An 8,647-nucleotide genomic window follows, 5' to 3' on the forward strand; every position below is an offset into this window, starting at 1 on the left:
GCTCGGTTGGAAGACGCCCGCCGAGGCGTTCAACGAGCAGCTACAGTTGCTTCAACAAGCTGGTGTTGCAACGACCGGTTGAATCCGGCCAATACACGTCTCGGGAACTTCGTTGCAAGCTCATTTCGTTGGGCCTGCGAGCGTCGGTCGGCCGCACCGGTGTCTGCTGGGACAATGCGATGGCTGAATCATTTTTCGGCGCCCTCAAAAACGAACTCGTGCACCGAACTACGTTCCCAACACGCGCACACGCCCACCGGGCTATCGTCCGCTACATCAAGATGTTCTACAATCGAAAGCGCCTCCACTCCGGACTTGGCTACAAGACTCCCGCAGAAGTCCACGCCGAGTACGAAGAGTTGCAGGCAGCGGCATAGGCAGAACCTCAACACCGCTGTCCGAGAAACGCAGGGCTCCTCACCCTTACCCGCTCACCAGGCGCCAGAGCCCACTACGACCGCCGCCGAGAGGCCGGCGACCGCCCCGTCGCCGCACAGAGGAACCTCTTCAACCGCTTCATCGGACATTCTCTGGGGGATTCGGGTGCCGCAGATGCTCGGCTGCCTGTGAGCGAGTTGATCTCTGTTTGGCGACGGTACCTGCGGATGTCGTTGCAGAGTGCATAGGGTTACCGGCATGGCACTGCGACCTGTGAATGTAAACATAAAGGCTCTTGATGACTCGGCGGTCGGCCGGTTCTGGGCGGAGGCGCTCGGCTGGGGTGTTTCCAGCGAGGGACCCGGCGTGACCAACGTTGAACCCGTCGGCGGCTTCGTTTGGCCGGACCCGGTCGCCGTCTGCGTCGACATCGTCACCGTCCCGGAACCCAAGACAATAACGAAGAACCGTGTGCACCTCGATCTCGCCACCACCTCTGCGGCCCATCAGGCGGAGTTGGTCACGCGCCTCCAGGCTCTCGGCGCGACGCCCGCCCACGTGGGCCAGGGCGACGTGCCGTGGACCGTCCTCGCCGACCCGGAGGGCAACGAGTTCTGCGTGCTGGAGCCTCGGGAGATCTACCGGGACACCGGGCCGATCGCCGCGGTGGTGGTCGACTGCGCGGATCCGCGGGCCATGGCCCGGTTCTGGGGCGAGGCGATGGACTGGACCCTGCACGAGGTGACTGACGATCAGGCGGTGTTGCGCTCCGCCAAGGGTGTCGGCCCGTATCTCGAGTTCCTCCGCACGCCCGGCGTGAAGACCGTGCCGGACCGCGTTCATATTGACCTGCTGCCGTACCCCGGTGACGATCAGGAGGCGGAGGTGGCCCGGCTGCGGGCCCTCGGCGCCACCGACATCGACCTCGGCCAGGGCGACGTCCGGTGGAAGTGCCTGGCCGACCCGGAGGGCCACGAGTTCTGCGTCCTCGCTTCCCCGTCCTGACGCGGAGCCTTGACGACATCCCGACACGTGAGCCCTGTCTGCTCATGTGCCATGACCCCCGGATGGGTTGGGGGATGAACTGCGGGCTGTCCGCAGCCTGCCCCGCGATCAGCACGAACGCCGGCGGGCGGCACTTCTGGTCGGCGGGGACGTGGACCTTGCTGGTCTGCCCACCCCTGGAGCGTCCGAGGAGGGCGGCCTTCAATCGTGGTTTCCGCCGACGCCGGATAGGTCGTCGTTCCTCCCGCTCGGGATCGCTTTCGGCGTCCTGCCCGGTTTGCTCCTCAAGACCGCCCCTCATTGACCTGGCAGCCCTCTCCTCCTCGGCGGCGGCCTTCTCCAAGCCGGTGAGGACATCCTCGCCCAGGTGCATGCCCGCAGCGTCGTGGTGCGCGCGGTGGTCGAGTCGACGCTGACCAGGGACGGGTCCGCCCCGCCCCGCTCAGCGGCCTCCGTGATCAGGTCCAGCAGAGCCGCGAACACGCCTGCGTCCCGCCACGCCTGAAGCGGTTGTGCATGGTGGACCAGGCACCGAATACCTGTGGTATCTCCCGCCAGTGCTCGCCGTCTTGAAGCGACAGATCACACCCTCGAACTACTGCCGCAGCCGCTCGGGGTACGGGCCGTACTCGTCGACCGGAAGGCAGGGGGCGATGAAATCCCGCTCCGCATCCGACAGTTGCCCTGGCGTCATGTAAGACGATCTACAGGATCAGACCCCGCCACAAGGGCGAATCCGCAGCCTGATCACGCCTCGATGCGCGCCCCAGTCCGGCTGAAGGTCGAGCACCTTCGCCAGGTCGACGAGGCGCTGTCGTGCCTGCCACTCCCACTGCTTGCGCCACCAGCCCGCGTCCGGCCGGGCCAGATCCCGGACTTTGCGGATCTGACCCACCATGGCCTGGATCTCCGGCGAATGCCCAGGTGAGCAAACCCGTTCGAGACACCGTTCGAGGTCCGAGGTTCAGAGCAAGCCCAGGGCGAAGAACACCTGTTCAATCGATGATCGCAGTGGCTTCGACCTCAATCAGCCACAAGATGCTCACCCAGAACCTGCGCATGCTCGAGCGCAACGGCCTGGTCGAGCGGAAAGTTCACCCCACCGTGCCACCGCGGGTCGAGTACACCCTCACCGAGCCGAGCCAAGCCCTACGAGAGACGGTCCATAGAATGTGCGACTGGACCCACCAGTACCTCGGTCACATCGATGCCTCCCGCCGCCGCTTCGACGCCTGACGGCGACGTGTAGTTGGACTGGGCGGTCTACCCGCACGCCGCCGGCTCGCCCGGCAAACAGACAGGTACATCCTCGCCGATCGTGATCAGCGCTTCCGGGACACGGCGGGCCTCATCCAGCCATTGCTGTTCGGTCCAGTCAGCACCTCTGCGGTTCATGAGCGCAGAGTGCCATGGACACCGTCGGCGATGAGCGCCCTGCGACGCCAGGCGCCGCGGCCGGCGCGCCCTCAGCCGCTCGCACTGCCGAGCTACTCCTCCTTGTCCGTGACCGCGTCCCAGGCCGGCAGGGAGGTCCCGGATGCGGTCGTGACGTGAAGGACCTGGCATCCCATGAACTGAACGGCGGCAAAGAGGCGCCGGCGAACCTGTTCCGTGTCTCCGACTGGATAGCCGATCCGGATCTGGTGAGGGCGGGACGCGTCGTACGTGAGCAGCCAGTCGGTGTCGACAGTCACGAAGTGGTCTTGTCCCATCTCGTCGTGCTCCGATCGCCACGCACCCCGGTCCGTGGTGGGAGCCAGTGCCTCGCGGAGGAGCCGCCGACGCTCGGTGTGGGAGAAGAGGCCCTCGGACAGACGGAGGCACCGGTGGGTGCGGGGACGGAAGGCGTTGAACCACGGTGCCAGGTCCGGCTCCATGTCTCCAAGCAAGCCGGAGCTGACGTGTCCGTCAGCCCAGCCCTCGATGAACTCGGCTGCGCCCATACGATGCGTCTCGTACCAGCCCTCACCGCTCCACACCACGACGGGCCAGTCCTCGGGTGCCCCGTCGGTGAACCAGCACAGCCGGTCGGCGTCCATGGTGGTACCCCAGATCAGCAGAGCGCCCGGAGCCGGGTGCAACGGATACGGGTATCGCTCCCTGTCCCGCTCAGGTGATCCCGTCAGGTGTCTGCTCTGCCACTCGATGCCGTTGTACTCGCTCGTGCCGAACGGCGTCCGAAGGTAGAGGAAGTCGCAGAACTCGCCCCATCCATACGTACCGACCAGCCACTTGTAGTCCGCTGGCAGCCGGGCGCCGATCGCGGTCTCGGCCGCGGGCCAGTCCCCACGGCCGTCGATGGGCGCGGTCGGCGGCGTAATGAGTCGCGCCAGACTGTCGTGCCCGGTCACGGCACGTCACGCAGTACGAGCGCTTCGGCGAAGGGCCTGCCGGTTCGCTGTGCGTACGCCATCCGCTCGCGTACCTCGCGCAGGGTGCGGGGCCGGTAGCCGGGACCGCCGCAGCAGCTCTTGTGGAAACGCACGCCCGCATTCAGCAGCACCGAGAGCGTCCGCCATGCCTCGGTGTCCCGCCGTCGGGGCGCGGCGAAGGCCGACCCCACATGGACCAGTGGCTCCGAACACCGCGGGCAGATCCGCCGCTGATCCCCGCCGTAGGGCTGCTTGTACGAGGCCCGGCAAGGCAGGCAGACGTACGAAGTCTTCGCAGGAGGCATGCGGGCAGAGTAGGCATCACCCCGCGATTGAATCGACCCGATTAACGGCCGTGGAGCGCCTCTTTCAGGTCGGCCGGCATAGCCGGCCACCATGTTCAGCCGGCCGACTGAAGTGCTCCTCACCTTCTTGGCGGGTTGATTCCGGTTCTTCGTACGATCGGAAGGCCCGGGGCGAGCCTTCGACTACGCCGCTTCCAAGGCGGCACTGCCGCCCAGTCCGGTGCAGTCGGCACATGACGATCAAGCCCGCCCAGCACAGTTGGCGGGTCTCGCCAACCGGCGCGTTGAGTGTGGCCTACGCCTGGGCATTGCCAGGCAGGTACATCCGACGGGGTCGGTCGCTGATCTCGTGGCGCGGCCCGTTCAGGGCGTACGTGCCTCGGTGCTTGAACCATTGCGCCACGCGGTTCGGGCTCAGTACCGGTGTCAGGGCCAGTGCGGGTCCTCCCAGCGGTCGGGGCCGGTAAGGCCGAGCAGTCGTATCCGGTGGAGCAGCGCTTCGGGGGCACCGTGGGCCAGGAGTCGGGCGGGGGTTTGGGACAGTAGCCAGACTGTCAGCTCGGCGCGTGTTTCTTCCTTGTTGTGCCAGGTGTCCCAGGGGAGTCTGTCTCCCAGGAGTTCGTACTCCCAGTGGGTCACGGCCTCGGCCAGGTGCCGGTCGGCCGTGGGGTGGGTCTGTGCCTCCCAGGTCCGGAGCCAGGGGCTGAGTGTGGCGGATGCCTCGGCGCTCAGCGCGAAGACCTCGTACGCAGGCACGGCGGGGACGGGATCGGTGAGGGTGTGGGCCCACCAGGCGTGCAGAAACTCCTGTACTGCTGCGGCCTGTTCTGCGGGCCACTGCTGCCACTTGGCGTGGTGGAAGATGCGTCCCACTTCCTCCATGCCGAAGAGGGGTTCGATGAGGCCGTTGGTGAGGGCCGTGGCGAACTGGGGCAGGATGCGGCGCAGCACGGATGCCTTGTAGCTCCAGTCGATGGCCTGCCAGGTGCGACGCAAGAGGTCAGGGTCCAGCTCGACGTCCGGCACCTTCAGTTGGGCGAGGTCTTCCGCGCTCCCCCAGTGGCACTCGCAGTTGTGCTCGTCGGGGTGGGCGGTCATCCCGCGAAAGACCTCGGCCAGGCTGTCCAGCGCGGTGTCGAGGCGAAGTCGTGCGGGTGTCTGGTCGAGGTTCGTCATGAGTTCGCCTTCGCAGACTCCAGGGGCTTACGCCGCCCGAAGATTGCCAACTTACAGGACTCAGCGTCTGTGCGAGGTGTAACCCATCTCTGCGAGACACATCGCCGCCGACGCTCGTCTGAACTGAGGGCTCGCCGGCCAGGGTTCTCAGCCGCCGAGAACGGTGCTCGGTCACACCCGATCGCCGCACGCTTCTGTCCCACCTCGAATACCTTCTACGACCGTAGGAAAGCCCAGGGCAAGCGCCACAAGCAGGCAGTCCTCGCCCGCGGGAACCCGCATACAGATCCCTGGAAGACCAGGGCGTCGCGTACGGGTTGTCCGATGGTCCAGACCACGAATGGGGCTTCCCCGCGCTACGTTCCGGGCGATCAGCAGCGGGGGGCGGTCACGGCGTCGAGGCCGGGCGCGTTGCTGCTGCCCAGCGGGTCCGGGGGATACGGACCCGCCGGGCAGCGGGATCGCGCTGCTACCCGGCGTAGGTCTCGTACTCGGCGACCTGCGGCGTGCCGGTCGAGCCGGTGATCTCGAAGGTGATCTTGTGCAGCGAGGTCTGGGGGAAGGTGATGACGCCCGCCCCGCTGCCGGAGGTCAGGACGGCGCCGGTGTCGGCGTTGATGACCCTCCAGGACCCGATGCTGCCTGCGGAGCCTGACGCCTCACGGATATTGATCGCGGACACTGTGGTGGAGGAGCTCCACTTGATCGAGATGGAACCGGTCGAGCCGGCCGGCGACCAGTAGGTGCCCATGTCACCGTCCCGCACGTTGCCGTCCCGCCGGCCTTGCCGGAGCCGTCGGAGCCGGCGCCGATGCTGAGGTTGGTCCCGCCGGGCTGGGTCGGGTCCGGCGTGGGGGTGGTCGGTGTCGGTGTCGGTGTCTGCGGCGAGCAGTTGCCGTTCGACACCTGCAGCCCCTTGTCGGCGCCTACGGCCGCACCTTGGCGTGGGCGTGTGCATACCTGTCTGAAGCCCGCTGCAGTTCCGCTGCGAGCTGTCCCGGCCGGGCCGGGTCAGGCACAGCTGACAAGGCGGCGAGGTCAGCGTCGATCTGTTCGATCTCCTGAGCCCAGGGCTCCATCGGACTCATCGATGCGGTCGCTCTCACGGCGCGCGGCCCAGCTGGAATGGTTTCGAAGCCCGGTCGGGACGGATTGATCCCGTCCATCACCCGCTCCATGTCGCCGCCGGAGGAGCAGGAGGCGAGCTCGTGTTGCACCACCTGGCACTACTTCCTCTGGAACCTCAGGTCCCAGTCTCCAGGCGTCCGCAATCAAGGGGAAGTTTCGGTGACGGCGTCCACCGCGCGTACGACCACAACCCCCAGGGCCACCAGGTGGTCCAGGAGGCTCACGTCGACCGTGTCGTCGCGGTCAGGGGCCGACTCCGTGTACTCCTGGATCTCGGCGCGCAGACCGGCGGCGGACATCGGGCCCTCTCCGAGACGGCGCAGGACGAACTCCTCCGCACGGCTCAGGGGGTACAGGGCCGAGGCCGTCCTGTCGACGGCGATGGTCAGCGTCATGCGTGACACCTCGAAGACGGGGCGCGCGCCCTGCTCGACGGGGTCGTCGAAGTGCACGGCCCCGGAGTTGGCCACATGGACCCGCTGCAGCTCGCAGTCGGTGGACAGGGCGACCGTCGCCTCGTCCGGTACCGCCTTTGACGGCGTCGCCGGTTCGCCGGCGGCGGCGAAGAACCGGCGGAACGCGTCCGGGCCCACATCGGCGTTGTAGAGGATGTCCTCCGGCACGTCGATCAGGGCGACCTCCGGGTAGAGGCGCTGGATCCGTTCCATGGCCGCCGCGCCGTCCGACACCTCCTGCTGTGCCGTGTGCCGGAAGTCCAGGTGGTACCAGCGCTTCTTGGGGTCGCCGAGGACGATGATCCCGTACTTCTCGGGGGTGTCGGCGATGGGAGCGCCCTTGAGCAGCCTGAACGTGCCCACGTCCGCACGGGCGATGACGTGCCGGTGGTCGCGTACGAACCGGTAGGTGTCGTCCGCCTCCTCCGCCGTCTCGGACGGGAAGCCGCTGAACACCCCGGCCTCCACGGAGATGCCCGCCGAGCTGCACATGCGCAGGATGTTCGACATGCGCTGCCGGTCGGTCCCCTTGACCATCGCCTCCAGCACGCGTTCGTTGGCGCTCTCCATCCCCATGTACAGGCGCACGCAGCCGGCCCGGCGCATGGTGGCGAAGAGTTCGTCCGTCATCCCCTTCTCGAAGCGGGCCACGCCGTGCCATTTGATGTCCGTGCCACGGGTTATCAGGGCTTCGGATATCTGCTTCAGGTGCAGGGGCAGCATGACGTCGGACTCGAAGGAGAACACGCTCTCGCCGGTGGCCTGCTGGATGGTGGCGACGTCCTCGGCGATGAGCTGCGGCGAGCGCATCCGGTACGGCGTCATCTTGATGAACGCGTAATTGCAGAAAGCGCATTTGTTGAAGTAGCAGCCGCGCGTGGGCATCAGACAGATGATGCGCTTGGGCGCGAAATAGCGGTCCATCGGCATCATCGTGAAGTCCGGCGTGGGCGACCAGTCCAGATCGAGCTGGTAGTGGTCGTCGAGCTGGCTGACGACCCTGCCGTCCACGTACCGGACCATGTTGACGACGGCGGCCAGGTCGCGCTTGCCGTGCAGCGCGTCGACGAAGTGCAGGAAGGTCTCGTCGGCCTCACCGACGAAGAAGGAGTCCAGCCAGCGTCCGAACCGTCCGTCCGCCATCAGCACCTCCTTGCCCCACGTGATGACCGGGCCGCCGAAGGTGAGGTGGATGCCGGGATCCGCTGCGCGGATGCGGTCGGCCAGGATGAACGCGGGTATCAGCTGGGAGAAGTACGGGACGGATATGCCGATCACCTTCGGGGCCGCGGCCAGCAGCGACGGAACGGTGGTCGTCTCGAAGTACCGGGCGAGCGGGCCCGCGTCGGTCCGGACGGCTGCTTCGATCTCCTCGTAGGAGTCGTAAGAGCTCGGCGAATAGGAGTACTTGCCGAACCGGAGCCGCGGATGCGATGCCGAGAGCAGGTCGCCGGCGAGGTGGAACAGGCGCTTGGCGAACATGAGCTTCATCGGATCGTAGAAGTCGACCGGGTCGCGCAGAATGGCGCGCGCCGCGTCGATGTCGGCGATCAGTTCCGCCGCCTTGCCGCTCGTCCGACCGGGAACGTCCTCGCGGTGCAGCGCCTCGGCCAGTGCGTCCGGCCGCCAGAGATCGTCGAACGCCTCGAGGTTCACGTCGCGCAGCGACACGTCCGCGTAACCGGCCCGCTTCAGGACCGCGCCGAGCAGCGGCAGAGCGCCGTAGGGCAGCGAAGGATCAGCGGCGGGGGGAAAGACGATCGTGATGTTCACGGGGTGCTCCGCGTCGGCAGGGAGGGCTGAGACGGAGGCACACACCCCGCGTCGG

The 8,647-nt window shown here is 67.1% G+C and carries 6 protein-coding genes and 3 pseudogenes; 3 read left to right on the forward strand and 6 right to left on the reverse strand.

From position 1 onward, the window contains the following. Positions 1-134: 134 nt before the first annotated feature. Both ACFVYE_RS15150 and ACFVYE_RS15155 read left to right on the forward strand, forming a co-directional pair. Positions 135-377 (forward strand): annotated as a pseudogene (locus tag ACFVYE_RS15150) (integrase core domain-containing protein); the annotation flags it as partial. A gap of 259 nt (positions 378-636) precedes the next feature. Then, positions 637-1,383, forward strand: a complete 747-nt coding sequence (locus tag ACFVYE_RS15155; RefSeq protein ID WP_389605814.1) for a VOC family protein — start codon at positions 637-639, stop codon at positions 1,381-1,383. Between the two features lie 712 nt (positions 1,384-2,095). On the opposite strand, the gene ACFVYE_RS15160 is transcribed toward ACFVYE_RS15155, so the two are convergent. Next, the gene (locus ACFVYE_RS15160; protein WP_383972844.1) at positions 2,096-2,281 is read right to left on the reverse strand and encodes a hypothetical protein; all 186 of its coding nucleotides are present in this window, start codon (positions 2,279-2,281) and stop codon (positions 2,096-2,098) included. Between the two features lie 125 nt (positions 2,282-2,406). On the opposite strand from ACFVYE_RS15160, the pseudogene ACFVYE_RS15165 reads away from it, so the two are divergent. Then, positions 2,407-2,619, forward strand: a pseudogene (locus ACFVYE_RS15165) (winged helix-turn-helix transcriptional regulator); the annotation flags it as partial. Between the two features lie 251 nt (positions 2,620-2,870). On the opposite strand, the gene ACFVYE_RS15170 reads toward ACFVYE_RS15165, so the two are convergent. From ACFVYE_RS15170 to ACFVYE_RS15190, 5 genes and pseudogenes are all read right to left on the reverse strand, one after another. Then, positions 2,871-3,734, reverse strand: a complete 864-nt coding sequence (locus ACFVYE_RS15170) for an SMI1/KNR4 family protein (RefSeq protein WP_389605816.1) — start codon at positions 3,732-3,734, stop codon at positions 2,871-2,873. Then, entirely contained in the window at positions 3,731-4,060 is a 330-nt protein-coding gene (locus ACFVYE_RS15175) for a deoxyxylulose-5-phosphate synthase (RefSeq protein ID WP_383972848.1), read from the reverse strand. Before ACFVYE_RS15175 ends, ACFVYE_RS15170 begins: the two co-directional genes overlap by 4 nt. Positions 4,061-4,486: 426 nt before the next feature. Further along, the gene (locus tag ACFVYE_RS15180) at positions 4,487-5,236 is read right to left on the reverse strand and encodes a hypothetical protein (RefSeq protein ID WP_389605819.1); all 750 of its coding nucleotides are present in this window, start codon (positions 5,234-5,236) and stop codon (positions 4,487-4,489) included. A 469-nt stretch (positions 5,237-5,705) separates the two neighbouring features. Continuing rightward, positions 5,706-6,163 (reverse strand): annotated as a pseudogene (locus ACFVYE_RS15185) (pectate lyase); the annotation flags it as partial. Positions 6,164-6,507: 344 nt separating this feature from the next. Further along, entirely contained in the window at positions 6,508-8,592 is a 2,085-nt protein-coding gene (locus ACFVYE_RS15190) for a B12-binding domain-containing radical SAM protein (RefSeq protein ID WP_383972852.1), read from the reverse strand. Positions 8,593-8,647 lie beyond the last annotated feature (55 nt).

Origin of the sequence: Streptomyces sp. NPDC058239 (assembly GCF_042882185.1) — a bacterium.
Lineage (GTDB): Bacteria > Actinomycetota > Actinomycetes > Streptomycetales > Streptomycetaceae > Streptomyces.